Source organism: Pseudomonas sp. FDAARGOS_380 (assembly GCF_002591235.1).
In the GTDB taxonomy this organism is placed as follows: Bacteria; Pseudomonadota; Gammaproteobacteria; order Pseudomonadales; family Pseudomonadaceae; genus Aquipseudomonas; species Aquipseudomonas salmasensis.
Genome location: NZ_CP023969.1, coordinates 1,608,726 through 1,632,595, shown reverse-complemented (window position 1 = coordinate 1,632,595; position 23,870 = coordinate 1,608,726). Strand labels below are relative to the sequence as shown.

Below are 23,870 nucleotides of genomic sequence, written 5' to 3'. Positions count from 1 at the left end.
GCGCCTGTACCGCCCTCATCGCAGGCAAGCCAGCTCCCACATTTGAATGTGTTCACAAATCAAAATGTGGGAGGGGGCTTGCCCCCGATGAGGCCGTCAGCATCGCCCTACAGCTCAAACCAAACGCCATATCCATATGCGCTAACGGTATTTAAGCTTCCATCCTTATGTCTATAAATTCACTCCCCTGTCCGCCGGGAATGAATCCAATGTCTGCCACCACCGCCCCCCAAACCTTCGACATCCACCCCTTCCCCGGCAGTGTCGGCGCCCAGATCATCGGCCTGGACTTATCCCGCCCAGTCAACGACCAGGACTTCGCCCGCATCCACCGCGCGCATCTGGACCACCACGTCATCGTGTTCCGCAACCAACGCATCACCCCCGAACAACAGATCGCTTTCAGCCGCCGTTTCGGTGTGTTGCAGATCCATGTGCTCAAACAGTTCCTGTTGGCCAACCACCCCGAAATTCTGATCGTCTCCAACATCATCGAGAACGGCCAATCCATCGGCCTGGGGGATGCGGGCAAGTTCTGGCATTCGGACCTGTCATACAAAGAACTACCCAGCCTGGGCTCGATGCTGCACGCCCAGGAACTGCCCTCTGAAGGCGGCGACACCCTGTTCGCCGACATGCACAAAGCCTGGGAGCAACTGCCAGGCCACCTGCGCAATGCCGTCGAAGGCCGCAGCGCCGCGCACTCCTACACCGCGCGCTATAGCGAAACCAAATTCGAAGGCAACTGGCGCCCAACCCTCACCCCGGAACAGCTCGCCCAGGTTGCCGAAGTGGTGCACCCCGTTGTGCGCACCCACCCGGAAAACGGCCGCAAGGCGCTGTTCGTCAGCGAGGGTTTCACCACCCGTATCGTCGGCCTGCCCGATGACGAAAGCCGTGACCTGCTGGCCCAACTCTATGCCCACAGCGTGCTGCCGGAAAACATCTACCGTCATCAGTGGCAGCCCCACGACCTGGTGTTCTGGGACAACCGCTCGCTGATCCACCTGGCCGCCGGTTGCCCAAGCCACCTGCGGCGCAAATTGTTCCGTACCACCATTCAAGGGGATGCGCCTTTCTAACCCGATAAAGCCTGCTAGGATTGCGCCCAGTTCACTCCCAACGGACCACGAGTGCTTGGCATGCAACTACCGGACATGAACCTGCTGGTCGCCCTCGACGCGTTGCTCGACGAGGGCAGTGTGGTGGGCGCCGCGCGGCGGATGAATCTGAGCCCTGCCGCCATGAGCCGCACCCTCACGCGTATTCGCGAAGCGGTCGGTGACCCGATCCTAGTTCGTGCCGGCCGTGGCCTGGTGCCGACGCCCAAGGCGCTGGAGCTGCAAGGCCAGGTGCGCAACGTGGTGGAGCAGGCCGCGTTGCTGTTCCGGTCGGCAGACCAAGTCGATTTGAGCACCTTGCGCCGCCGCTTCAGCGTGCGCGCCAATGACTTTTTCATCGGCGTGTATGGCGGGCGGCTGTTCGACACCATGGAGCGCATGGCGCCGCTGTGCGAGCTGCGCTTCGTGCCCGAAGGCGATACCGACGATGAAGCCCTGCGCGAAGGGCGGTTGGACTTGCGGGTGAGCAACACCATGCCCGCCAGCCCGGAAGTGAAGGTGCAGAACCTGTTCTCCACCACCTTTGTCGGCCTGGCGCGGCAAGACCACCCGCTGTTCGACGAAGAAATCACGGCGGCACGCTTTGCCAGTTATTCCCACATCAGCATCTCCCGGCGCGGCATCGCCCGTGGGCCCATCGATACCGCGTTGAATGCCCAAGGCCTGGAGCGCCGAGTGGCCATGATCGCCCCAGGCTTTCACGGTGCGATGTTCATGCTGCCCGATTCCGACCTGCTGCTGCCGGTGCCCAAGGAAGCCCTCCTGAGCGCCAAGCGTCTGAACCTGCCACTGCGCGCGTTCGCCTTGCCGATTTCACTGCCCACCCTGGTCCTGGCCCAATCCTGGCACCCACGCTTCGACAAAGACCCGGCCCATAAATGGCTGCGCGAAACCATGCGCGAAAGCTGCCACGCCACCTGGCTTGAAGCCCAGCCGGTTTAAAGCGAACGCGGATGAATGTGGGAGCTGGCTTGCCTGCGATGACGCCCTGACAGCCGACACAGTTGGATTGTGTACATATCCGTTATTTAGGTAACGGCCACTTAGGGTTCCGCCCTGACGGCGGCTCACTTTTGAACAGCGCAAAAGTAAGCAAAACGCTTCTTGCCCCACCACTCGGCACCTCGCTTAGGCTCGGTGTGCCCGAACACAGGCTTGAATCCGTGGGCCGCCGCCACGCGCCATCCATGGCGCGGGGCGGCTAACCCGGCGTCCTGCCGGGTTACCCACGAATTCAAGCCTGCGTTCGGCCAGCGTGGTTTAACGGGGCGCCTGAGATCAAGATCAAAAGCAGATCAAGAGCGACTCGCTTCGCATCGTGGTTACCGTCTGCTGCTACCGGCTACAGCCCAGAAAGTTGAGTAAATACTTATGGCTATCGCAGGCAAGCCAGCTCCCACAGGGTTCAGTGTTGATGCTCAACGTTGCGTCTGGCGCACTTATAACCTGCCAACAAGTAACTTTTTGTCATGAGAGTGCCTGATTAAACTGCTCGGGTATTTCTCATTCCGAGTTGCCTGTTCATGACGTCCCTCGCTGCCCCCGCTGTCCAGGCCGCAGCCAAACCTACGGCGCTGAGCCCACCCGTGTTCGGCCCGCGCATCATCATCGGGCTGCTCGGCGTATTGCTGGCGGTACTGGTGTCTGGACTCAACGAGATGGTCACCAAGGTCGCCCTCGCCGATATCCGCGGTGCGCTGTACATCGGCTTTGACGAAGGCACGTGGTTGGTCGCCGCCTACACCGCTACATCCGTGGCGGCCATGGCCTTCGCGCCGTGGTGCTCGGTGACGTTTTCCCTGCGTCGTTTCACCCTGTGCGCCATCGGCTTGTTCACCGTGCTGGGCATCCTCTGCCCGTTTGCGCCGAACTACGAAAGCCTGTTGCTGCTGCGCACCGTGCAAGGCTTGGCCGGTGGCGCGCTGCCGCCGATGCTGATGACCGTGGCGCTGCGTTTCTTGCCAGCCAACGTCAAGTTGTACGGGTTGGCCGGTTACGCACTCACCGCCACCTTCGGCCCCAGCCTTGGCACACCGCTGGCGGCGTTGTGGACCGAATACGTCGGCTGGCAGTGGGCGTTCTGGCAGATCGTCGCGCCGTGCCTGCTGGCCATGGCGGCCGTGGCCTACGGCTTGCCACAAGACCCGCTGCGCCTGGAACGCTTCAAGCAGTTCAACTGGCGTGGTTTGCTGTTGGGCTTCCCGGCGATTTGCATGCTGGTGATCGGCCTGTTGCAAGGCAATCGCCTGGACTGGTTCGAGTCGGGCCTGATTACCTTCCTGCTGAGTGGCGGCACGCTGTTGCTGGTGCTGTTCATGCTCAACGAATGGTCGCAGCCGCTGCCTTTCTTCAACTTGCAGATGCTCGGCCTGCGCAACCTGGCATTTGCCCTGATCGTGCTGGCCGGCGTGCTGATGGTGCTGACCTCGGTGATCATCATCCCGTCCAGTTTCCTCGCCCAGGTCCAGGGCTACCGGCCGCTGCAGACCGCACCGGTGATGCTGCTGATGGCGTTGCCGCAGTTGATCGCGCTGCCGCTGGTGGCGGCGCTGTGCAACCTGCGCTGGGTCGATTGCCGCTGGGTGCTGGGCATTGGCCTGAGTATGTTGGTGCTGTGCTGCCTCGGCAGTTCACACCTGACCTCGGCGTGGATTCGCGACGACTTTTATGGCTGGTACCTGCTGCAGATTTTCGGCCAGCCGATGGCCGTGTTGCCGCTGCTGATGCTGTCCACCGGCAGTATTCAACCCATCGAAGGGCCGTTCGCCTCGGCCTGGTTCAACACCGTCAAGGGCCTGGCTGCTGTGATCGCCACTGCGGTGCTGGATACATTGACCACCCAGCGCGGGCATTTCCATTCAACCATGTTGGTGGACCGCCTGGGCAATTCGCCCCTTGCCGACGCTGACGCGCCGGGCCTCGCCCACCGCTTGCACGAGCAGACCGTGGTGCTGACCTCTTCGGATCTTTACGTCGTCATGGCCGGTGTCGCGGTGGCGTTGATCCTGCTGATTTTCTGGATGCCCACGCGGATCTATCCGCCTCGCGCTCCGGCCTGACCACAAGGACTTTCCATGAAACGCAAAGACAAAATTGCCGTCTCCGTTATCGCCGTATTTGCCGTCGGCGTGCTGGTTTACCTGGTTGCGCCGGGCGTACTGGACAGCAAGCACCAGACCACCAACGACGCCTTCGTCGCGGCTGATTTCACCCTGGTCGCTCCCCGCGTTGCCGGCTTCATCAAGGAGGTGCTGGTAGAAGACAACCAGCGTGTCAAAGCCGGGCAACTGCTGGCGTTGATCGACGACCGCGATTTTCGCGCCGCCGCCCAGGCCGCCGATGCCGACACCCTGGTCGCCCAGGCCCAGCTGAAAAACGCCAGCGCGACCCTGGAGCGCCAAAGCTCGGTGATCGCCCAGGCCCAGGCTACGGTGGCAGCGGATCGCGCCGAAGTGGCGTTTGCCGAGCATGAACTGAACCGCTACAACCACCTCGCCGGCGTCGGTGCGGGCACCGTGCAGAATGCCCAGCAAGCCAAGACACGCATCGATCAGGCCACTGCGCGCCTGGCCAAATCCACCGCCGTGCTGGCCGCCGAACGCAAGCAGGTGGAGATCCTCACCGCCCAGCGTGACGCCGCCGAAGGTGGGCTCAAACGCGCCCAGGCCGCGCTGGAAATGGCCAGTTATCAGCTGTCTTACACGCGCATTGTCGCACCGGTAGATGGCATGGCTGGTGAGCGTGCGGTGCGGGTCGGCGCCTACGTGACACCGGGTAGCAAGATCCTTGCGGTGGTGCCGCTTTCTGAAGCCTATGTGGTGGCCAATTTCCAAGAGACCCAACTGTCGCATATGCACGCGGGGCAAGCGGTGCAAGTCAGCGTCGACAGCCTTGACGGCGAACTGCTCAAAGGCCACCTGGAAAGCCTGGCGCCTGCCACCGGGGTGACCTTCGCCTCGGTCAAACCCGACAACGCCACCGGCAACTTCACCAAGGTGGTGCAGCGTATTCCGGTGAAGATCGTGCTTGAGCCGAACCAGCCACTGACCGAGCGCTTGCGCGTCGGCATGTCGGTAGAAGCCAGCGTCGATACCCGCCCCGTCGAGCAGCAGCGTGAGGTGGCCCAGCAATGAGACACCTCGCCTGGCTCACCCTGAGCCTTATCAGCCTGAGCGCCTGCACGGTCGGCCCAGATTTCCAACGGCCCGATGCCTCGCGCGTCGGCCAGTGGAGCGAACCCCAAGGCCGCCAAGCCGCCAGCCATGCCGTCAGCGATCCCTTGCAGGAACGCTGGTGGGACGTGTTCCAGGACGCGCAGCTCTCGGCCCTTACGCGCCGCGCCCTCAACGATAACCTCGACCTGAAACTAGCCAGCAGCCGCCTGCAACAAAGCCGCGCCATCCGCCAGGTGACCACGGCTGAACGCTACCCCAACGTCGATGCCGGCGGCGCCTACCAGCGAAAGCGCAACAGCGGCAAAGGCTTGAACGACCCTTCGGGCGAGAATGGTCGCTCGGCCTTCAACCAATGGGACATGGGCTTTTCGGCCGCCTGGGAGTTGGACTTCTGGGGCCGGGTCAAGCGCGAGACCGAGGCCGCCGACGCCACGTTGGAAGTTGCCGAAAATGACCGCCGCGCCGTGTTGTTATCGGTGTTGGCCGAGACCGCCCAGGACTACATCCAACTGCGCGGCGTCCAAAACACCCGTGCCGTCACCGAGCAAAACCTTGATGTTGCGCGCCACAGCCTCAAGCTCTCGCAATTGCGGTTGGCCGACGGCGTGGCCACCGACCTGGATGTGGCCGAAGCCGCCGCCCAGGTCGCGGCAATCGAAGCGCGCCTGCCGGATCTACAGCAGCGCCAGGACCAGTTGATCAACGCCCTGAGCCTGCTGATGGGCGAGCCGCCTCAGGCCTTGCACGCGCAGTTGTCCAAAGACGCCCCTGTGCCGCAAACCCAGCGCCAGGTCGCGATCGGCCTGCCATCGGAACTCGCCGAGCGTCGCCCCGACATCCGCCAAGCCGAAGCCCGCCTGCACGCCGCCACGGCCAGCATCGGCGTGGCCAAGGGCGACTTCTACCCGCGCATCACCCTGTCCGGCAGCCTTGGCTCCCAAGCCATGCAACTCTCGGATTTCGGTTCTTGGGGTTCCCGCGCCTTTACCTTCGGCCCACAGTTGAGCCTGCCGCTGTTCAACGGCGGACGCCTGCAAGGCATGGTGGATTTACGGGAAGCCCAGCAACAGGAAGCGGCCCTGGCCTACCAGCAAACCGTGCTGCGTGCCTGGCATGAAATCGACGACCAACTGACCCGCTACAACGCCAGCCAACTGCGCCGCGACAGCCTCGCGGAAGCCGTGCGCCAGAACCAAATTGCGCTGACCACCGCCCAACACCAGTACGTCGAAGGCGTGGCGGATTTCGTCAACGTACTCACCGTGCAGAGCGCGTTGTTGGCGACTCAGGAACAGTGGGTGGAGAGCTCCACCGGCGTGTCATTGGCCATGGTCGGGCTGTACAAAGCGCTGGGAGGAGGGTGGGAGTCGGTGTACCCGTTGCAGACCGCTGGGCGCTGAGCAACAAAGAGTTTTTGTCAGTCGCCAAATAAGATGTAATGATAATTGCTCTCAATAACACTTCTGAGCTTTTCATGGGCAGCGCGACTGACGGCCAGCAACAGCTTCACATCCTGTACCGCGACCATCACGGCTGGCTGCAAGGCTGGTTGCGCAAGCGCCTGGGCGACCGCGAACAGGCCGCCGATGTGGCGCAGGACACCTTCCTGCGCCTGCTGGTGGCCGGGCGCTTCCCGGGTGACAAGGAAAGCCGCAGCTACTTGGCGCAGATCGCCCGCAACCTGGTGATCGACCAATGGCGCCGCCTGCGCATCGAGCGTGCTTACTTGGAAAGCATCGCGCACTTGCCCGAGCCCGAGTCGCCGTCCCTGGAAACCCGCGCGTTGATCCTCGAAACCCTGATGCAGATCGACGCCATGCTCGACCGTATGCCCGACAATGTACGCCGTGCGTTTTTACTTTCGCAGTTTGAAGGCTTGAGCTACGCGCAAATCGCCGAGCGCCTGGGCGTCACCGTCAGCTCCGTGCAGAAGTACATGACCCGCGCCATCGTCGCCTGCTACCAGGTGGTGTACGAAGAATGAAGCACGACGCGCCCATCGCCCCCGCGATTGTCGAGCAAGCCAGTGAGTGGTTGATGCTGCAATGGGGCGGCGAGCTCAAGGGCAAGCAGCGCCAGGCGTTTGCCCGTTGGCAGGCTGCTGACCCGGAGCATCGTCGCGCCTGGCAGCGCTTGCAGCAGCTGCAACACACCCTGGGCGGCGTACCCGCCGACAGCGCTCGCGCGGTATTGCGCGACACCCCGGACACCCAACGCCGTGCCGCGCTCAAACTGCTCGGCCTGTTGCTGGTGGCCGGTGGCAGCGGCTACCTGGTGCAACGCAGCGAACCCTGGCAAGCGGCCTTTGCAGAGCTGCGTACCGCCACGGGCGAAATTCGCCATATGACCTTGAGCGACGGCACGCAACTGGACCTCAACAGTGACAGCGCCGTAGACCTGCGTTTCAGCGCTACCGAACGACGTATTCGGCTGATCCGAGGCGAGGTCCTGCTGACCAGCGGCCACGACGCCTTGCGCCCGTTGATCGTCGAAACGCCAGCCGGTGATGTGCAGGCGTTGGGCACGCGCTTTGCGGTACGTGAACTGCCCGACGGCAGCCGTGTGGATTTGTACGAAGGTCGCCTGCGGGTCACGCCGTTGCAGGGCACCCCGGTGCATATGCAGGCAGGGGACAGCCTGTGGTTCAACGCACGCAAAAGCACCGCGTTGCCAGCGGTGAGCGCCAATGCCAGCAGTTGGACCGAGCACCGTCTGGTTGCCGAGCGCCAGCCGTTGGGTGAGTTCGTGGCGCAACTGAGTCGCTACCGCCCGGGCCTGTTGCGCTGTGATCAAGCAGTGTCGAACCTGCTGTTGACCGGCGTGTTCCCGCTGAACGACACCGACGCGATCCTGGCGGCCTTGGAGCGTTCATTGCCCGTGCACGTGCAGGCGGTGACCCGTTACTGGGTAACGATCAAGGCGCGGGTCTGAAAATACTTTGTACAGGGCTTGTCGGTTTCTGCGGCCCGTTCGGGATACCTCTTGAAAGCCAATCAAGAAGCGTTCTCACGGGGAGTCCTGCCATGTCGCACCACCCAATCCAACCTTTGGCCCGCGCGCTGCGTCGTGGCCTGTTTGCCGGCCTGCTGGCAACGGCTCCGGTACTGCCGAGCATGGTTCAAGCCGAAGAAAGCACCGAAGCGCTGCGCAGCTATGACATTCCCGCGGGCAGCCTCGACCAGGCGTTGAACCGTTTCGCCAGTGCCTCAGGCATCCTGCTGTCGGTTGACGCTTCGCTCACCGACGGCAAGCGCAGCGCCGGCTTGAAAGGGCGTTATGGCGTAGGTTCGGGGTTGCAGCGCTTGCTGGCGGGCAGCGGTTTGGCGGCGGTGCAATCCCAGGGCGGTTGGTCGTTGCAGGCCCTTTCCGGCGACGCAGCCTTGCAGTTGGGCGCGACCCAGATCAGTGGCCGGCAGGAGCAGGAAAGCGCCTGGGGCCCGGTGGACGGTATTGTCGCCAAGCGCAGCGCCTCGGGCAGCAAGACCGACTCGGCGCTGGTGGAAATCCCCCAGACCATCAACGTGATCACCGCCGCCGAGATCAAGGCGCGTGGCGCCCAGAGTGTCACCCAGGCGTTGCTCTACACCCCAGGTATGAGCGCGGGTGGTTTTGCCGACCGGGTCAAATTGTTCGATGAGCCGACGTCACGCGGCTTCTCGCCCACGCCGTTGTATCTGGACGGTTTGCACCTGCCTTATGGCGGCGGCAGCACAGGCGGCGCGTTGCAGATCGAACCGTATTCCCTGGAGCGCATCGAAGTGCTCAAAGGCCCGGCGTCCGTGCTTTACGGCCAGAACCAGCCGGGCGGTATCGTCAATATGGTCAGCAAGCGCCCCAGCGAAACGCCGATACACCAAGTGGTACTGGAGGCCGGCACCTACGAACACAAAAGCGCGGCCATCGACCTGAGCGGCCCGCTGGACGAGGAGGGGCAGTTTCTCTACCGCCTGACCGGCCTGGCAAATGACGCGCAAGATGAAATCAACTACGTCGAAAACAAGCGCCAGTTCATCGCCCCCAGCCTCACCTGGCGCCCTAACGACGACACCAGCCTGACCCTGTTCGCCCAGTACCAGAAAGATAAAGGCGTGCCCGAAGCCCAAGGCCTGCCGGCGTCCGGCACGCTGTGGGACAACCCCAACGGCAAGATCAAGCGCGATGTATTTATCGGCGAGCCGGGCGTCAACCAGTACAACCGCGAGCAATACGTGCTGGGCTACGAAGTTTCCCATCGCCTCAACGACATCTGGACCCTCAAGCAAAACGCCCATTACGCCGAGGTCGACGACCGCTACACCGCGCCATTGCACGGCTACCGCTTCGTCGCCAACCCCAACACCGGCGTGCAGGACCAGCGCTACCTGCAACGCTTCGGCGTGGACTGGTCGCAGACCAACAAAGTGTTCGGCGTGGACAGCATCGCCCAGGCCGAATTCGACACGGGCGCACTGTCCCACACCTTCATCGTTGGCCTGGACTACTACCATTCCAACTCGCAGTTCCATGGCCTTTACGACCGCAACCCGCCGATCATCGACCTGTTCAAACCGGTGTACGGCCAGCCCCTGAACTTCGGCCAGCCGTACCGCTGGGATCGCACCATTACCCAGACCGGCCTGTATCTGCAGGACCAGATCAAGCTGGATAAATGGGTGCTGGTACTCGGCGGCCGCTACGACTGGGCGAATGTGGTGAACAAGGAGCCGATACAGGACACCCGCTTTGCCAGCAAAGACCAGGCGTTCACCGGCCGTGCGGGCCTGGTGTACCTGTTCGATAACGGCGTGTCGCCCTTCGTCAGCTATTCGGAATCCTTCCTGCCGCTGGCCGGCACTGATGCGAACCGAAAACCCTTCGAACCCTCCACCGGCAAACAGTACGAAGTCGGCGTGAAGTTCCAGCCACCGGGCCAGAAGAGCTTCATCCAGGCCTCTGTGTACCAACTGGACCAGGAAAACGTGCTGACCACCAACCCGGTAGACACCACCTTCAGCACCCAAAGCGGCGCCCTGCGCTCGCGAGGTGTTGAACTGGAAGCCAAGGCGGTCTTGAGCGACGCATGGGAAGTGGTCGCCTCGGCTGCGCGCAATGACGTCAAATACACCAAGGACAACGATGGCCGCCAAGGTCGCCATCCGGCCGGCATCTCCCCCCTCACCGCCTCGATGTGGGTCAACTACACCGTGCTCGGCGACACGCCCTTGGCAGGGTTGGGTGCGGGCCTGGGCGTGCGCTATGCCCGTCAAAGCCTGGGCGACGACTACGAAGGCGCTTTTAACGTGCCGTCCTACAGCGTCTACGATGCAAGCCTGAGCTACGACCTCGGCGCCTCGCCGCTCAAGCTCAAAGGCGTGAAGCTGGCGATGAACGTGCAGAACCTCAGCAACAAGACCTACGTCTCGCAGTGCACCAGTGATCTGGATTGCTATTACGGGGAAGGGCGCACGGTGGTGTCGAGCCTGACGTACGACTGGTAATCAAGCGTTTACGTGATGTCTGTTGCGGCGCGCACCCGTCAAGGGTGCGCTCTGTTGTCGCCCTACACCAGGTCCGCTGCAAATCGTGTACACACATTGGAAAGCATGCGCACCTCGGCACCGCTGCAGCCTGCCGCTTCGAAAAAACCGGAGGCTTCTCGCACGACGGCATACATATCCGTGACGATGGACCTTGCTTCATCCGCCCCCAACCCAAAGCGTTCAGGCGTACTCAAAGGCATTACCAATCGGCTTCCAGGACATCGGGTTCTCCTTCAGTGCGAATTCGCTGAGGCTCACGGGCGAGGCTCATGGTAATCCCAACCTGGTCAAGCTCTGGTGACGCGATGCTCGCCATGCCTTCTTCCAGGTCCATCGCGCTAAGCACGTTCATCAGCACGCCGAGGGATACGCCGGCCTCGCCCTGTCTCAGCCGCTGATACGTCTGCCGTGTAATGCCCGCGCGGCTGCATATGGTCGAGATTTTCAATCGGCGACGAATGCGGGCTATTTCGATACCGTTGCCGATACCTCTCATCAGCTCAGCGCTTCTCTCTGAGATGTACCCTTTGTGCGGGTAGGGCTTGGCTGTATCTTGCATGATATATCACTCGTTAAAGCGGTAAAGGTAACTTATATCATCCAAAACTCTAAGGCTACCTGCAAAAAACCGGCTCGATGCTAAGGCTTTTTGTAGGAGCGAGCTTGCTCGCGAAAAACTTACAGGCGCCGCGTTCAATCAGGAAACACGCGTTATCGTTGACGTTTTTCGCGAGCAAGCTCGCTCCTACAGGTGTTAGCAAACTTCAAAGATTCTGCAAAAACACCACATACCCCCGAAAGCACTCATTGCCCCGCAGATACCCCGGCTCTTTCCACTCCCCGCCCTGAATCAAGCCAATCTTGAACGGCACGCCCAGCCGATTCATCCGCGGCAAATACGCCGCGTAATCCGGGATGCTGTGACGTCCTTGATAGGTCTGCACCACCACTTCATCCACCACGCCCTTGAGCTGGGCGATGGCGGCCGGGTCGGCGTTGCTGCTCCAGTCCATCAGGCCGGTGATGCTCAGGCGCAGGTCGGCGGGCAGGCGTTGGCGCAGGTCGCGCAGGAAGTCGGCGTATTCATGCAGGTATTGGGTGCGGGCATCGAAGTCGATCTGGATACCGATCACCGGGTTGCCGGCGTCACGCCAGCGTTGCACCTGGCCCAGCACCTGGGTGTAGACCCGTTCCGGCCAGCGCAGGGTGTGGGCGCGGTACACCACCCAGACGTGGCCTTGGGTAATGCGAGGCACGCTCATGCCTTGGGCGATCAGTTGTACACCGCGCTGGGGCGCGCGGCGGGTGGCGTTGATCTGGCCCTGCAGGATGTACAGGGTTTTTGCCTGCTTGATCACCGGCTGGGGCGTGACCCCGCTCCACAGCCAGAAGGCGTCGTAGTCGCCCGCGTTAACGGCGCCAAAGGCCGGGCTTGGCAGCAACAGCAAGCCCAGCCACAGCGGCTTCACCAGTAGTACTGCAGCGATTTGCCCCACTGGGTATCGGCAAAACCGCTCTTGAGTTGGCGGAACCAGGCTTTGCGCACCGCCGGCGCTACGTCTTCGCCGCCGCAGCTGTTGTAGCCGGCCGGCGCGTAGCAGTTGATGGCGCGGAACAACGCGTAAGCCTTGTCGGTTTTCGGCGCCTTGGCGTTGGCGATCACCTGTTTGTAGCCGTCCAGGCGCGAGAAGGTTTCACCTTTGAAGTCCGAGGCGGTGCTGCCCAGGCTGCCGGCGGCGCGGGGTTGTTCCAGGGGCATGCCGTCCAGACCGTTGCGCAGGATGAACTCGCCGAAGCAGTTCAAGGCGTGCGGGTTTTTGGCTTCGCCCTGCAAGGTCGCGGCGGTTTGCGCAATGCTTGGGCAGGCGTAGCCGGATTCGGCCTTGTCGCCGTTCCACTGGAACAGCTTCAAGGTCTGGCCGCTGGTATAGGTGTAGCCCAGGCTGGTGCCGAGTTTGTCGTCAGAGAGCGAGGCCTGCTTGAGGTCATCGGCGAAGGTGGCGTACTGGCCGCGCAGCAGGTCTTTGTAGAGCAGCACGAATTGCGCACTCTGACGCTCGGTCGGGTCGCTGGCGTTGGCGATCTGCTGGCGCAGCAGGTCGGGGCCGGCGACGTTGCGCAGCAGGATGTAGCGCACTTGCTTGGCGCTGATCGGCGAGTCGGCGGCGAACACCTTGGCCAGTTGGCCGCTGCGCTCGTAATTCATGGCCAGGGCCAGTTCCAGTTGGTCGCGTTGCAGCGGTTGCTTGGCCAATGGCAGCAGTTGCAGCCACAGGGTTTCGGCGGCCTTCCAGTCTTGCTTGGCTTCCAGGGCCAGGGCGCGCAGTGTCTGTTGGCTGAAGGCGAAGTAATCCAGGCTCGACGGCACATCCGCCGGCAGGTGCTTCAAGGCCGCGTCGGGTTGGTGTTCGACGTACAGGGCGTAGCTGGCTTGCAGGAAGTCAAACAGCGCTGGCTCACTGGCGAAGGTGCCCTTTTGCTTATCCAGGTCTTCGCGGCTCAACAGCGGCGGGGTGTGCGCGCGCATCGCCATCAGGTCGCTGACCACTTGCAGCATCGGGCTGTTCGCGGCTTTGTTGCCGACCATCAGCAACTTGAGGTCGGCCTCTTCCACCAGTTCGTCCACGCTCACATTGCGCTGGGCCTCAGTGGCCTCGGTAAATTGCCAGGTGAAGTCTTCGGCAAGCTTGGCGTCGTCGTTCGCCAGCCAATGCACGCGGCGCAACAGGCCGCGGGCCGACGCAACGTAATCGCCCTGTGGGTAAGTTTTCAGGTAACTAAGAAAACCTTCTTCGGCATCGCTCAAGGCCGACTTATCCACATGCTCGCGCTGCGGCATGCCGTATTCGTCGAAGGCTTCGGCCTGGGCCTGATTCAGCGACGTACGCGCAGTCATGTACAGCGCCGTTTCCTTCAGCCATGGCACATCGCTGGTGGAGGCAGCGGCGAACCCGCGCTCGGCGTAATCGAAGCGCCCGCTGTAGAAGTCGCCGGCGGCCTGCAAATAGGTACGAAACAACTGAGCATTGGCCGACGGGGTCAGCTGCGCGTCCACCACCTGGCGGCTCCAGTCACAGGTGGTCAGTAATTGCAGGCGTGCTTTGACCAACACATCGCGCTCGGCGGGCGGCATCTGGGCCTTGATCACCTGGCTGATAAACGCCGTGGCGCTGTCATCGTCATTGCTGCGGCAACGGCTGCCTTCGCCATTCAGGAAGGCCTGGCCTGCGGTCTTGTACTCCTCGCGCTTGATACCCAGGGGCTGGAGCAGGGTGTCGAGTTCGGCTGTGCGTGAATCGTCAGCCTTGTTATCCGGCTCCTCAGCCGTGGCCGGAACCGGCACCAGGCGATACACCGGAAACGGCACCGGGCCGAAGCCTTGCGCCAAGTCGTCTTCGCCCAAGGCATTGGGGGCCAGGGGCGCGGCTTTTTTGTCGGCCAGCAACAGGCGCAGGTTCACCCGGCTGTCGTTGCCAGGGCTGAGAAACGGTTGGTTGCTGCACGGCTCGTAGCCGTCACGCGATACCCTCCAGTCGGGGTAGCACGAGTCGTCAGAACTGGCCTGGGCCGGTAGGGAAAAACCGGCCAGCAGGGCCAGGGCCAGAGGTGACAGCAAACCGATACGCATAACGTTTCCTTGATCCTGAGTCCTTGGAGAAGGGGCAATAATAGCCTGATCCGACGAGCGCTTCGGTGAAGGCCTACACAAATTGCTGATTTGTCCGATTCCAGCGGCGAGGCCAGGCCTTTTGGCCTAGAGTGGCGGTGTTTGCGCATGCGCAGTGTTTGTCCTGCAAGAGGGCAGTAGTAGCGGAGTCGATATGCGTCGGTCTGTGGTAGAGCAACACGAAAAAGTCGGGGCATTGCCTGCCATTCATCGCTTGAGCTGGGAAGGTGCCGGCTGGCTCAGCCGCCTGTGGTGGGTGCCGATCCTGGCGCTGGCCATGGCCCTGCGGTTTTACCACCTCACCGCGGCGGCGATCTGGGGCGACGAAGGCTCAAGCCTGTTGCTCAGCGAATACGCCCTGGCCGACCTGTGGTTCCACGCAGCCCATGATGTACACCCGCCGCTGTATTTCTTGCTGCTGCGCGGTTGGATCGAGGTGTTCGGCGACAGCATCGGCTCGATACGCAGCCTGAGTGCGATCCCTGGCGTGGCCGTCGTGGGCCTGGGCATCTGGCTGACACGGCAACTGTCCACCCGACGCGCAGCCGTGCTGGCGGGGATCCTGCTGGCTCTACTGCCCACGGCGGTGCGCTACAGCCAGGAAGTGCGCATGTATTCGCTGCTGGGCGTTTGGCTGCTGGGCGCCACGCTGGCGCTGGTGTACTGGGTGCGCCAACCCGAGCGCACACGTTACCTGGCCGTCTATGTGCTGTTGATGAGTGCCGGTTTTTACACGCATTACTTCACGGCGCTGTGCGTGCTGGTGCATTGGGCTTATCTGGCAATGCAGAGGCCCGGCCACCGTTTGATTACGCGGCCTGCCTGGTGGGCGGCCAACGTGGCGATAGTGTTGTTGTATCTGCCCTGGCTGCCCAGCCTGCTGGATTTGGTGCTGCACGTCGAACAGCTCAAAGTCGGCGGCGACATTGGTTGGGAAGAGCCGGTCAACCTGCTGTCCCTGCCGTCGATGGTCTGGCAGTTCCTGCTGCAGGATGACGGTCTCGGCCTGTGGCCGCCGCTGTTCTGGCTGTTCCCCCTGCTGCTGGCCGTGGTGGTTGTACTGGCGGCCTGGCGCAACCACGCGGCGCGCCTGCCGGCACTGTTTTGCTTGCTGCCGCTGCTGTTGGTCTATGGCGTTTCCTTTATCTCACCGGTGTTTATCGAGCGCTACCTCACGGTGTATGCGTTGGGCCTGCCGATTGTCCTGGCGCTTGCCATCGACCGTTTGCCGCCCCGTTTGTCCTGGCTGGGCGTGGCGCTGTTCGCGCTGTTTGTGGGCGTAGAACTGCTGGGGTTAAAGAACAATTTTGAGGTGGATGAACACGACCAGTTCAACGTGCCCGTGGAGTTCGTCAATCGCAACTACCAGGAAGGCGACCGCATCATCCTCAGCGACATGCTGTGGTACCTCAGCTACGTGTATTACGACCAGACCGACGCCCAACTGCAGCTCTTCACGCCGCCCAAACCCGACGGCACCGCGACCCGCCCGAATGCTTATGGCTTCGGCACACTGGTGGACCAGGACGGTGGCCGCATCTATCTGGACCGCCTCTCGGCACTGCCAGCTCAAACGCGGCGGGTATGGTTGATCAGCAGCAACGAAGCCCCAGATGAATTCGCGCCACTGCCCAACGGCTGGCGCGAACTCAGTCGCCAGGACGGCGGTGGCGCCAGGGCGCGGCTGTTCGTGCTATGCAACGCACCGGCGCCGCAACCCGAAGGCTGCCGCTAGACTCACTTGAACCTACTGATGAGGAGCCTTTCATGGAATCGCCACTGCACAGCTTGCCGGCTTTGTTCAAACAGCTTGGCCTGGCGGATGACCCGGTCAGTATTGAGCAATTTGTCGCCTCTCATTCGCCGCTCAAGCCGGAGTTGAAACTGGCGGAGGCGTTTTTTTGGAGCGACGCCCAGAAGGCATTTTTGCGTGAAGAGATTCTGGAGGATGCGGATTGGGCGGTGGTGGTGGATGAGTTGAATCTGATGTTGCGGGGTAGGCGAGGGGTGTAAAAAACTGAGCAAAAAAACCAAAACTTGAAAAAAATTGATGAGGCTTGAAAAAATCTAGGCTTTAATCGCGCAAGTGAACTTTTTCTGAGGTTGAGCGATGTCTTTGGTCGGCTATGCCCATCTTCACCAGCTCCTCGGGTTGAAGGCCATTGCGCCTGCTCGTTCAGCGATGGTCAAGCCCGTCACTCGCATCTCATTGATTGGCGATTGCCTTGCTGTTCCCCAAACGGTTGCGCCTGCAGCCGATTCGGTGCTCGACCATATTCTTTTTGCCCTCAAGCACGAAGGCATAAATCTCGCCATTCTCGCTCAGGCACTTGACGCGGTCAGCGCCGATCAATTGCTGCAAGAGCTGGATAAAGCACCTAACGGCGTATTCATCCGCAAGGCCTGCTATTTATGGGAGGGCCTGACGCTGCAACGGCTCGATTACAGCAAGCCTATCAATAGCCGAGTTTCCCCCCTGTTTGATCCGCAGCGCTACGTAACGGGGCCGTCTACACGCAATTCCCGCTGGCGTATCGACTTCAACGGTTTGGGCTCATTGGCCTATTGCGCGACAGTCGAGCGTACGTCTGAAATTGACGCATTACTGAGTCTAGACATACTGGGCCGCGCCAAATCCTTCATGGCCACCCTCCCACCCGAAATGATGGACCGCGCCATCCAATGGGCGTACCTGCACGAAACCCGTGATTCATTTGCCATCGAAAAAGAACAACCCAGCGAAGAAAAATCCCGCCGCTTCGTTCAACTCCTGCGCCAGGCCCACGAAGGCCGTTTGCTCACCGAGGACTACTTGGTCGAGCTGCAAAACAGCACCGTCTCCAACCCCTTCGACAAAGCCGTTGCCTTTCGCCACGAACAGAACCATCTGCACAACGGGCTGCGTGGCGCAGCCGGTGTGAGCTACGTACCGCCAGCCCCCGCGCTTTGCCAGGAATTGATGGAAGAGCTGATGGCCTTCGCCAACCAGCCCGTGCGAGACGTCGATCCTTTAGTGGCGGCCGCGGTCACCGCTTTCGGTTTCGTCTTCCTGCACCCGTTCATGGACGGTAATGGGCGCCTGTCTCGCTTCCTGATTCACCAGACGCTCTGCCACTACGGCGCACTGGAAAATGGTTTGCTGCTACCGGTCTCCGTCGCCATGAAGCACGAGGAACAAGCCTATCTGGAGGCACTCAAGACCTTCTCCCAGCCGACTCGGGAATTCTGGAACGTCACCTGGCTGGACGCCGACCACATGGCGTTCGACTTCATCGGCCACCCTTCGATCTATCGCTACTGGGATGCGACCCGTTGCATCGAATTCACCCTGCAAATGGCCCGCCGCGCACTGGAAGTGGAACTGCGCGAAGAAACCCAATTCCTCGACCGCTACGACCGTGTGATCAAAGCGGTGAACCAACGCTACGACGTGCGCGGCAGTGATCTGTCGAAGCTGGTGATGATGTGCCTGGATAACGGTGGGAAGCTTTCCAAGCATCGGCGTAAGCAGTTTCAGTACAGCGTGGCGGAGGAGGTGTTTGGGTTTATTGAGGAGGAGAGCTTGAGGTTGATGGGCGAGTAAGAGGTCATCCAGTCACACCAGATGAGGCGTATGAAAAAAAAGAGGGTGCAAAATGAGCCGTCGCAGAATTTGGCTGTTTTGGGGAGCGATGGATGCGATTTATCTCATTTGGTATGCGTCCAATAGTTTTTTAAACAATAGAATTCCGTATCTAAGTGATGTGATAAGCGCTTCAAATGTTTTGCGAGCGCACGGTGATGTGCAAATAGTTATGTTTGTGGGGGCGTTGGTTTTACAGGCCTCAATTTTTGCATCCTGCGCCATGTTTTTTCTTCAGAAAAAATCAGTCGTGTGGCTTGTCTTTTTTCAAACCCCCTTACGACTTGTGCTCGTTATCCCCTCCGTTTCGCTCCTGTTGATTGGCGCTCGAGTTTTGCCGCAGTACAACGTCCTGGCAATGGCTGGATTGATCGGTGCGTCGGAGATTTTAAAAGTCTGGAGCGTGTGGCGATGGAGCAAAAGACGTTGACCTAATGTGGGAGCGGGCTTGCCCGCGAAGGCGGCGTGTCAGTCACTGAATATTCAACTGAACCACCGCTTTCGCAGGCAAGCCAGCTCCCACATTTCGTTTGTCGCATGGCGAATATCGCGATTTGCTGGTGCCCACCCTCAAACCCGCTTTACTCAAGCCACATCCCACCACTCATCTGCGAAATTGTTTCAAAACTTGACGGCAAACCCTTCCTCCACCATATTGATAGTTAGCAAACTAACTGTATGCGAACTATCCAGTGCCTCAATCCCTCGAACAACTCCAGATGAGCCTCAGCAGCAGCATGGTGGTGGGCGCCCGAAATTGGCGCAAAATCTGCCAGACCACGCTGGTGAGCTATGGCATCTCCGAAGCCTGCGCCGTGCCGTTGTTGATGATCGGTCGCTTGGGCGACGGTGTGCATCAAGTCAAAGTCGCCCAGGCTTCCGGTATGGAAAGCCCGTCACTGGTGCGCCTGCTCGACCGGCTGTGCGGCGATGGCTACGTCTGCCGCACCGAAGACATCCACGACCGCCGCGCCAAGGCCTTGAGCCTCACCGAGCGTGGCCGTGAGTTGGTGCAGGCGGTGGAGGCGCAACTGGTGCGTCTGCGCAAGGATGTGTTGGCGGATATCGCTCCCGACGATCTGCAAGCCGCACTGCGCGTACTGCGCGCCTTCGAAGCGGCTGAGGCTGTGTCGTCTTGAACGGATTTTTTACCGGCTTCCCGCCTGCCCGCGACTGGTTCTACGGGGTGCGTACCTTCGCCGCGTCGATGATCGCGCTGTACATCGCCATGCTCATGCAAATGCCGCGTCCGTACTGGGCGATGGCCACGGTGTATATCGTCTCCAGCCCGTTTGTCGGGCCTACCAGTTCCAAAGCCCTGTACCGCGCCATCGGCACCTTGATGGGCGCGGCGGCGGCGGTGCTGTTTGTGCCGATGTTCGTGCAGTCACCCTACATTCTGGTGGTGGTGATTGCGCTGTGGACCGGCACTTTGCTGTTCTTGTCCATGCACCTGCGCACCGCGAATAACTACGCCCTGATGCTGGCCGGCTACACCTTGCCGCTGATTGCCCTGCCGGTGGTGGATAACCCCTTGGCGGTCTGGGATGTGGCGGAGGCGCGTACCGAAGAAATCTTCCTTGGCATTGCGGTCGCGGCGGTGGTGGGCGCGATGTTCTGGCCTCGGCGCCTGATGCCGGTGTTCGATGGCTCGGTGGCCAAGTGGTTCAGCGACGCCCAGGTCTATAGCCAGCGCTTTCTCAGCCGCAAGGTCGACCCGGAAGAAGTCAGCAACCTGCGCGGCGGCATGGTCGCCACCTTCAATACCCTTGAGTTGATGATCGGCCAACTGCCCCACGAAGGCGCGCGCCCGCAGACGGTACGCAACACCAAGGAACTGCGCGGGCGCATGATTCACCTGCTGCCGGTGATCGACGCGTTGGATGATGCGGTGTATGCCATTGAGCACCGTGCGCCGGAGTTTCTTGATCAGCTCACGCCGCTGTTGGAGGAGGCCAATGCCTGGCTGCAAAGCACCACCGAACAAGCGCCCCTGGATCGCTGGCGCGTGCTGCGTGACAAGATCGACGCCGCGCAACCCCAAGGCGAAGCGCTGGATGACCGCCACACCTTGCTGTTCTCCAACGCGCTGTATCGCCTGGGCGAATGGGTCGACCTGTGGCAAGACTGCCGCAGCCTGCAAGCCGCCATCCAATGCGAAAGCCAGGACACCTGGCGCGCTGTCTACCGCCACTGGCGCCTGGGCCGACTCACGCCGTTCCTCGACCGTGGGCTGATGTTCTACTCGGCGTTTTCCACCGTCACCGCGATCATCGTCGCCTCGGTATTGTGGATTCTGCTGGGCTGGACCGATGGCGGCAGCGCCGTCATCCTCGCCGCCGTGGCGTGCAGCTTCTTCGCCTCGATGGACGACCCGGCGCCGCAGATCTATCGGTTCTTTTTCTGGACCGCCATGTCGGTGCTGTTCGCCAGCCTGTATCTGTTTCTGGTGCTGCCCAACCTGCATGACTTCCCCATGCTGGTACTGGCCTTCGCCGTGCCGTTTATCTGCATCGGCACCCTTACCGTGCAGCCACGCTTCTACCTGGGCATGTTGCTGACGCTGGTGAACACGTCATCGTTCATCAGTATTCAGGGCGCCTATGACGCGGACTTTCTCAACTTCGCTAACGTCAACCTGGCCGGGCCCGTAGGCTTGCTGTTCGCCTTTGTGTGGACGTTGATCGCCCGACCCTTCGGCGCCGAACTGGCGGCCAAGCGCCTCACCCGTTTCAGCTGGCGCGACATCGTCAGCCTTACCGAGCCCGCCACCCTGGCCGAGCACCGGCACATGGCTGCCCAAATGCTCGACCGCCTGATGCAACACCTGCCGCGCCTGGCCCTCACCGGCCAGGACACTGGCATCGCCCTGCGCGACCTGCGCGTGGCGCTGAACCTGCTCGACCTGCTGGCCTACTCGCCACGCATCCTCGGTGTGCCACGGGTGTTGCTCAACCAGGTGGTGGAAGGCGTGGGCGGTTACTTCAAGGCGTGCCTGAAAGCGGGTGAACGCTTGCCCGCGCCCAGCGGTCTGCTGATGACCCTGGACCGCACGCGCCGTGCCCTCAACGGCCAGGGCCTGCAAGACGAAGACGACACGCGCCTGCATCTGCTGCACGCCTTGGCCGGCCTGCGCCTGGCGCTGTTGCCCGGTGTGGAGTTCATTGGCGGTACAGAGATGCAAGCGCCGTTACCTGATGGAGCGCCTTTATGATCGGTGACCTGGATATCAGCGGGGTGTTCCTGCCCACGCTGCTGGTGCTGATGGGCATTACTTATGTGTTGTTTCTGGTGGTGCACGGGTTGTTGACGCGCATGCACTTCTATCGCCTGGTCTGGCACCGGGCATTGTTCAATGTGGGGCTCTACGCGCTGTTGCTGGGCGCTGTGGACTCACTCAGTCGATATTTGATGACATGAAAAAACCTTTTTTGACTATCGGCCGTGTCGTCCTGACGTTGTTGGTCGTGAGTTTCGCGGTCGTCGTTGTGTGGCGCATGGTCATGTATTACATGTTTGCGCCCTGGACCCGTGACGGCCACATCCGTGCAGACATCGTGCAGATCGCTCCGGACGTGTCCGGGCTGATCCAACGCGTGGACGTGCGCGACAACCAGTTGGTGACCAAGGGCCAGGTGCTCTTCGCCGTCGACCAGGACCGCTTCAAGCTGGCCCTGCGCCAAGCCCAGGCCGCCGTGGCCGACCGCCAGGAAACCCTGGCCCAGGCCCAGCGCGAGTACAAGCGTAACCGTGGCCTGGGCAACCTGGTACCCAGCGAGCAATTGGAAGAAAGCCAGTCCCGCGTCGCCCGCGCCCAATCGGCCCTGGCCGAAGCGCAGGTGACGGTGGACTCCGCCCAACTCAACCTCGACCGCTCGGTGATCCGCAGCCCTGTGGACGGCTACGTCAACGACCGCGCACCGCGTACCCAGGAATTCGTCACCGCCGGGCGCCCGGTGTTGTCGGTGGTGGACAGCAATTCTTTCCACATCGACGGCTACTTCGAAGAGACCAAACTCGACGGCATCCACGTCGGCATGGGCGTGGACATCCGGGTGATCGGCGACAATGCGCGCCTGCATGGCCACGTGCAGAGCATCGTCGCCGGTATCGAAGACCGCGACCGCAGCAGCGGCTCCAACCTGCTGCCCAACGTCAACCCGGCGTTCAGCTGGGTGCGCCTGGCCCAGCGGATCCCGGTGCGTATCGCCTTTGATGACGTGCCGGCGGACTTTCGCATGATCGCCGGGCGTACGGCGACGGTGTCGATTATCGACGACAAGGTTAAAGACGGGGACAAACCATGAAGCGGCTCCTGGCAACCGCTTCCCTGGGGTTGTTGCTGTCGGCCTGCCAAGTAGTAGGCCCGGATTACAAACTGCCGGAACAGGCTGCGGTCAACCGTGGCGACCTGCAAGGGCCGATCATGGGCGAGGGCAGCAACGTCGTCTCGGCACCGGTGCCGGCCGATTGGTGGAAGCTGTACAAAGACCCGCGCCTGGACGAACTGGTGCGCCAGGCCATGGCTTCCAACACCGACCTGCGCGTGGCCGCCGCCAACCTGCAGCGCTCGCGTTACCAGGTGCAGCAGGCTGAATCCGCTGGCGGCTGGAGTGCCGGCGTCAAGGCCGAGGCCCAGCGTTTGCAAGAGTCTGGCGAGGCCTTCCTGCTGCCGGACAAAGTCCCGGTGGGCAATATCGGTAGCGTCGGGATTACCACGTCTTATCAATTCGACCTGTTCGGCACCCTGCAGCGTGGCATCGAAAGCGCCCAGGCCAGCGCCGACGCCACCCAGGCTGCGGCGGATATCGCCCGCATTACGCTGGTGGCCGATGTGGTGCGCTCGTATACCCAGGTGTGCGCGGCCAACGAAGAACTGGCGATTGCCAACGAGTCCCTCGACCTGCAAGCCCAGAGCACCAAACTGACCCAGCGCCTGCGCGATGCCGGGCGTGGCGATGAGACCCAGGTGACTCGCTCGCAAACCCAATACAAATCCCTGCGCGCCGACATACCGCGCTATGAAGCCTCGCGTCAGGCGGCGCTGTTCCGGCTGTCGATGTTGCTGGCCAAACCGGTCGACCAATTGCCCGCGGGCACCGGCACCTGCGCCGAGCTGCCGCATATCGCCCAACTGCTGCCGGTGGGCGACGGCGCCACGCTGCTCAAGCGCCGCCCGGACGTGCGCCAGGCCGAACGCCAACTGGCTACCGCCACCGCACGCATCGGTGTGGCGACCGGCGCGTTGTACCCGGATATCAGCATCGGCGCCACGGTCGGCACCGTCGGCTTGTTGGAAAACCTCGGCACGCCTGCCACCAACCGCTGGGGCTTTGGCCCAATGATCAGCTGGACCGTGCCAACCAACGGCGCCCGCGCCCGCGTGCATGAAGCCGAAGCGGCAACTCAGGGCGCCCTGGCCCACTTCGACGGCGTGGTGCTCAACGCCATCCGCGAAACCCAGACCGGCCTGGCCCAATACACCGCCGTATTGCAACGCCGCGACGCCCTGGCCGACGCCGAACAGTCAGCCCGAGAAGCCGCAGGCCAGACCCACCGCTTCTTCCAGGCCGGCCGCGAATCGTTCCTGGCCGACCTGCAGGCCACCCGCACCTACACCGACATGCGTGCGCAACTGGCGGCCGCCAACACCCAGGTTGCCATGAGCCAGATCGACCTGTTCCTGGCCCTGGGCGGCGGTTGGGAAAGCGGACGAACGCAAGGGCAAAAACCCGGCAAACCGTGAGGTGATTGCTATGCTTTCTT

Annotated in this window: 20 protein-coding genes; 17 read left to right on the top strand and 3 right to left on the bottom strand. The window is 61.9% G+C overall.

Translation table 11 applies throughout. From position 1 onward, the window contains the following. Positions 1 to 209 precede the first annotated feature (209 nt). The 8 genes from CRN80_RS07745 (at position 210) to CRN80_RS07705 (ending at position 10,773) form a co-directional block, all read left to right on the top strand. Positions 210 to 1,082 carry a TauD/TfdA family dioxygenase gene (locus CRN80_RS07745; protein ID WP_098949900.1) on the top strand — a complete coding sequence of 291 codons (873 nt, stop codon included), beginning with the start codon at positions 210 to 212 and terminating at the stop codon, positions 1,080 to 1,082. 60 nt (positions 1,083 to 1,142) lie between these two features. Beyond that, positions 1,143 to 2,063 (top strand): LysR family transcriptional regulator, encoded by a 921-nt coding sequence (locus CRN80_RS07740; protein WP_032894244.1) that lies wholly within the window; start codon positions 1,143 to 1,145, stop codon positions 2,061 to 2,063. Positions 2,064 to 2,644: 581 nt separating this feature from the next. Further along, a complete protein-coding gene (locus CRN80_RS07730) occupies positions 2,645 to 4,180 on the top strand; it encodes an MFS transporter (RefSeq protein WP_047712278.1) in 1,536 nt (511 codons plus the stop codon). Between the two features lie 15 nt (positions 4,181 to 4,195). Then, on the top strand, positions 4,196 to 5,254 hold the full coding sequence (locus CRN80_RS07725; protein WP_098949899.1) for an HlyD family secretion protein: 1,059 nt from the start codon (positions 4,196 to 4,198) through the stop codon (positions 5,252 to 5,254). Continuing rightward, positions 5,251 to 6,696: an efflux transporter outer membrane subunit gene (locus tag CRN80_RS07720; protein ID WP_098949898.1), complete on the top strand. Its 1,446-nt coding sequence runs from the start codon at positions 5,251 to 5,253 to the stop codon at positions 6,694 to 6,696. Before CRN80_RS07725 ends, CRN80_RS07720 begins: the two co-directional genes overlap by 4 nt. 74 nt (positions 6,697 to 6,770) lie before the next feature. Continuing rightward, complete coding sequence (locus CRN80_RS07715) at positions 6,771 to 7,280, top strand: sigma-70 family RNA polymerase sigma factor (RefSeq protein ID WP_003187450.1); 510 nt, start codon at positions 6,771 to 6,773, stop codon at positions 7,278 to 7,280. Further along, positions 7,277 to 8,227 (top strand): FecR domain-containing protein, encoded by a 951-nt coding sequence (locus CRN80_RS07710; RefSeq protein WP_098949897.1) that lies wholly within the window; start codon positions 7,277 to 7,279, stop codon positions 8,225 to 8,227. The genes CRN80_RS07715 and CRN80_RS07710 overlap by 4 nt, the downstream gene beginning before the upstream one ends. Before the next feature lie 92 nt (positions 8,228 to 8,319). After that, positions 8,320 to 10,773, top strand: a complete 2,454-nt coding sequence (locus CRN80_RS07705) for a TonB-dependent siderophore receptor (protein WP_098949896.1) — start codon at positions 8,320 to 8,322, stop codon at positions 10,771 to 10,773. 241 nt (positions 10,774 to 11,014) lie between these two features. Here the strand turns inward: CRN80_RS07705 and CRN80_RS07695 are convergent, their stop codons facing one another. The 3 genes from CRN80_RS07695 to CRN80_RS07685 form a co-directional block, all read right to left on the bottom strand. Beyond that, complete coding sequence (locus tag CRN80_RS07695; protein ID WP_098949895.1) at positions 11,015 to 11,374, bottom strand: helix-turn-helix transcriptional regulator; 360 nt, start codon at positions 11,372 to 11,374, stop codon at positions 11,015 to 11,017. A 205-nt stretch (positions 11,375 to 11,579) separates the two neighbouring features. After that, positions 11,580 to 12,284: a DUF3142 domain-containing protein gene (locus tag CRN80_RS07690; RefSeq protein ID WP_098952582.1), complete on the bottom strand. Its 705-nt coding sequence runs from the start codon at positions 12,282 to 12,284 to the stop codon at positions 11,580 to 11,582. Then, positions 12,281 to 14,443, bottom strand: a complete 2,163-nt coding sequence (locus tag CRN80_RS07685; protein WP_098949894.1) for an outer membrane assembly lipoprotein YfiO — start codon at positions 14,441 to 14,443, stop codon at positions 12,281 to 12,283. Before CRN80_RS07685 ends, CRN80_RS07690 begins: the two co-directional genes overlap by 4 nt. Before the next feature lie 193 nt (positions 14,444 to 14,636). On the opposite strand from CRN80_RS07685, the gene CRN80_RS07680 reads away from it, so the two are divergent. From CRN80_RS07680 to CRN80_RS07640, 9 genes are all read left to right on the top strand, one after another. After that, the gene (locus CRN80_RS07680; protein ID WP_098949893.1) at positions 14,637 to 16,217 is read left to right on the top strand and encodes a glycosyltransferase family 39 protein; all 1,581 of its coding nucleotides are present in this window, start codon (positions 14,637 to 14,639) and stop codon (positions 16,215 to 16,217) included. A 32-nt stretch (positions 16,218 to 16,249) separates the two neighbouring features. After that, positions 16,250 to 16,495 (top strand): DUF2789 domain-containing protein, encoded by a 246-nt coding sequence (locus CRN80_RS07675; RefSeq protein WP_098949892.1) that lies wholly within the window; start codon positions 16,250 to 16,252, stop codon positions 16,493 to 16,495. 97 nt (positions 16,496 to 16,592) lie between these two features. Next, positions 16,593 to 18,065: a Fic family protein gene (locus CRN80_RS07670; protein ID WP_098949891.1), complete on the top strand. Its 1,473-nt coding sequence runs from the start codon at positions 16,593 to 16,595 to the stop codon at positions 18,063 to 18,065. 52 nt (positions 18,066 to 18,117) lie between these two features. Beyond that, positions 18,118 to 18,534: a hypothetical protein gene (locus CRN80_RS07665; RefSeq protein ID WP_032894231.1), complete on the top strand. Its 417-nt coding sequence runs from the start codon at positions 18,118 to 18,120 to the stop codon at positions 18,532 to 18,534. Between the two features lie 289 nt (positions 18,535 to 18,823). After that, the gene (locus CRN80_RS07660) at positions 18,824 to 19,243 is read left to right on the top strand and encodes a MarR family winged helix-turn-helix transcriptional regulator (RefSeq protein WP_003187465.1); all 420 of its coding nucleotides are present in this window, start codon (positions 18,824 to 18,826) and stop codon (positions 19,241 to 19,243) included. Further along, complete coding sequence (locus tag CRN80_RS07655; RefSeq protein WP_056782539.1) at positions 19,240 to 21,318, top strand: FUSC family protein; 2,079 nt, start codon at positions 19,240 to 19,242, stop codon at positions 21,316 to 21,318. Before CRN80_RS07660 ends, CRN80_RS07655 begins: the two co-directional genes overlap by 4 nt. Then, positions 21,315 to 21,524: a DUF1656 domain-containing protein gene (locus CRN80_RS07650; RefSeq protein ID WP_003187469.1), complete on the top strand. Its 210-nt coding sequence runs from the start codon at positions 21,315 to 21,317 to the stop codon at positions 21,522 to 21,524. The genes CRN80_RS07655 and CRN80_RS07650 overlap by 4 nt, the downstream gene beginning before the upstream one ends. After that, the gene (locus CRN80_RS07645; RefSeq protein WP_032894228.1) at positions 21,521 to 22,411 is read left to right on the top strand and encodes an HlyD family secretion protein; all 891 of its coding nucleotides are present in this window, start codon (positions 21,521 to 21,523) and stop codon (positions 22,409 to 22,411) included. Before CRN80_RS07650 ends, CRN80_RS07645 begins: the two co-directional genes overlap by 4 nt. Next, complete coding sequence (locus CRN80_RS07640) at positions 22,408 to 23,850, top strand: efflux transporter outer membrane subunit (RefSeq protein WP_098949890.1); 1,443 nt, start codon at positions 22,408 to 22,410, stop codon at positions 23,848 to 23,850. The genes CRN80_RS07645 and CRN80_RS07640 overlap by 4 nt, the downstream gene beginning before the upstream one ends. Positions 23,851 to 23,870 lie beyond the last annotated feature (20 nt).

Excerpts from the sequence above, each read along its gene's own strand:
- CRN80_RS07660 (WP_003187465.1), top strand. The coding sequence starts at position 18,824 with ATGAGCCTCAGCAGCAGCATGGTGGTGGGCGCCCGAAATTGGCGCAAA.
- CRN80_RS07670 (WP_098949891.1), top strand. The coding sequence starts at position 16,593 with ATGTCTTTGGTCGGCTATGCCCATCTTCACCAGCTCCTCGGGTTGAAG.
- CRN80_RS07665 (WP_032894231.1), top strand. The coding sequence starts at position 18,118 with ATGAGCCGTCGCAGAATTTGGCTGTTTTGGGGAGCGATGGATGCGATT.
- CRN80_RS07720 (WP_098949898.1), top strand. The coding sequence starts at position 5,251 with ATGAGACACCTCGCCTGGCTCACCCTGAGCCTTATCAGCCTGAGCGCC.
- CRN80_RS07685 (WP_098949894.1), bottom strand. The coding sequence starts at position 14,443 with ATGCGTATCGGTTTGCTGTCACCTCTGGCCCTGGCCCTGCTGGCCGGT.
- CRN80_RS07740 (WP_032894244.1), top strand. The coding sequence starts at position 1,143 with ATGCAACTACCGGACATGAACCTGCTGGTCGCCCTCGACGCGTTGCTC.
- CRN80_RS07680 (WP_098949893.1), top strand. The coding sequence starts at position 14,637 with ATGCGTCGGTCTGTGGTAGAGCAACACGAAAAAGTCGGGGCATTGCCT.
- CRN80_RS07745 (WP_098949900.1), top strand. The coding sequence starts at position 210 with ATGTCTGCCACCACCGCCCCCCAAACCTTCGACATCCACCCCTTCCCC.
- CRN80_RS07730 (WP_047712278.1), top strand. The coding sequence starts at position 2,645 with ATGACGTCCCTCGCTGCCCCCGCTGTCCAGGCCGCAGCCAAACCTACG.
- CRN80_RS07675 (WP_098949892.1), top strand. The coding sequence starts at position 16,250 with ATGGAATCGCCACTGCACAGCTTGCCGGCTTTGTTCAAACAGCTTGGC.
- CRN80_RS07725 (WP_098949899.1), top strand. The coding sequence starts at position 4,196 with ATGAAACGCAAAGACAAAATTGCCGTCTCCGTTATCGCCGTATTTGCC.
- CRN80_RS07710 (WP_098949897.1), top strand. The coding sequence starts at position 7,277 with ATGAAGCACGACGCGCCCATCGCCCCCGCGATTGTCGAGCAAGCCAGT.
- CRN80_RS07645 (WP_032894228.1), top strand. The coding sequence starts at position 21,521 with ATGAAAAAACCTTTTTTGACTATCGGCCGTGTCGTCCTGACGTTGTTG.
- CRN80_RS07640 (WP_098949890.1), top strand. The coding sequence starts at position 22,408 with ATGAAGCGGCTCCTGGCAACCGCTTCCCTGGGGTTGTTGCTGTCGGCC.
- CRN80_RS07705 (WP_098949896.1), top strand. The coding sequence starts at position 8,320 with ATGTCGCACCACCCAATCCAACCTTTGGCCCGCGCGCTGCGTCGTGGC.
- CRN80_RS07695 (WP_098949895.1), bottom strand. The coding sequence starts at position 11,374 with ATGCAAGATACAGCCAAGCCCTACCCGCACAAAGGGTACATCTCAGAG.
- CRN80_RS07650 (WP_003187469.1), top strand. The coding sequence starts at position 21,315 with ATGATCGGTGACCTGGATATCAGCGGGGTGTTCCTGCCCACGCTGCTG.
- CRN80_RS07715 (WP_003187450.1), top strand. The coding sequence starts at position 6,771 with ATGGGCAGCGCGACTGACGGCCAGCAACAGCTTCACATCCTGTACCGC.